Raw genomic sequence first — 1,031 nt, forward strand, 5'->3', positions numbered from 1 at the left:
GGGTCCGGCAGGACGCCTTCACGCCTCAGGGGCGGATGCCCCGTGTCACAGGCCGCTCATGAGATTCATGCGGCTGCACACGACGAACCCCTGGTGCGTGCCGTCGGACAACAGCAGGGTCCGGTGGAATTCGCGGTCCTCGTCCGACAGGCCCACGAATTCGTCGACCTCGGGGAGCGCACCGCCCTCGGAGACAACCAGATTGTCGAAGGTTCGGCGGAGCTTCATTCCCGTGACGTTCAGGAACTCCATTTCCAGGACCGGCCTCTGACTGTCCTCCCAGGTGCGCAGCACCAGGCGGCGGTGCGACACCGAATAGGACCACGGGCGGAACGCCCGCCCGGTCCGCAGGGGAAGATCCTCGATTCCGGCCAGGAACGTCATCTCATCGCTCATGCTCAGGGCCTCGTCTCAGTCGAAGGGGCTTGCGACTTCGTCGCCCTTCAGGAAGAACTTCACGCGCGACTTCCGCACCTCCGCCGGCGCGGCCTTGATCTGGGCCAGCTCCCAGGACGTGAAGTATTTTTCGGGAACCTCGACCCCCTCGAATTCAGCGGCCCACTGTCGGGCCTTTTCCGCCCCGATGCCGTCGAGGTTGAAGAAGATCTTGGTGTCGCCGTCCGGCTTGAGCGCCTCGCGGACGGTGTCCCTCCAGGGCGTGTCCTTGGGGAAGGTCAGGTAGGACTTCGCCTTGTTCGTCTTGGCGAAATTCAACAGCAGTTTGCCGTCCTCTTCGATCTCGGTGAGACCGAGGGCGAGACGCTTCGGACAGTACGGCGCATTGTGGACCAGGACCGGCAGGTCGCCTGCCAGCACGTAGTACGTGTGGATCTCGTCGACGGTGAGGTTGTACGCGCCCTGGAGGGTGTTCCAGTGCCGGACGCTCTCGATCGGCCGGGCCTGTCCGGCCGGGTCGCGCAGTTCGTCGCCGGCCCGGAGGTCGGCGGCGTCGGTCCACTGCTTCCGGTTCTCGGCCCAGAAGGGGTGGTGGTCGGTGCTGGTGAGTGACCGGCCCGCACCGAGGGAGATGT

Annotated in this window: 2 protein-coding genes; both read right to left on the minus strand. The window is 65.4% G+C overall.

Annotated elements, in window-relative coordinates; genetic code table 11:
* Positions 1 to 45 precede the first annotated feature (45 nt).
* Positions 46 to 396: a hypothetical protein gene (locus ACIQOV_RS42765; RefSeq protein WP_401056705.1), complete on the minus strand. Its 351-nt coding sequence runs from the start codon at positions 394 to 396 to the stop codon at positions 46 to 48.
* Positions 397 to 411: 15 nt separating this feature from the next.
* A partial coding sequence (locus tag ACIQOV_RS42770) for a polymorphic toxin-type HINT domain-containing protein (protein WP_401056706.1) occupies positions 412 to 1,031 on the minus strand: 620 nt, incomplete at its 5' end.

Source organism: Kitasatospora sp. NPDC091257 (genome assembly GCF_044757675.1).
Classification (GTDB): Bacteria; Actinomycetota; Actinomycetes; order Streptomycetales; family Streptomycetaceae; genus Kitasatospora; species Kitasatospora lactacystinica.

Excerpts from the sequence above, each read along its gene's own strand:
- ACIQOV_RS42765 (WP_401056705.1), bottom strand. The coding sequence starts at position 396 with ATGAGCGATGAGATGACGTTCCTGGCCGGAATCGAGGATCTTCCCCTG.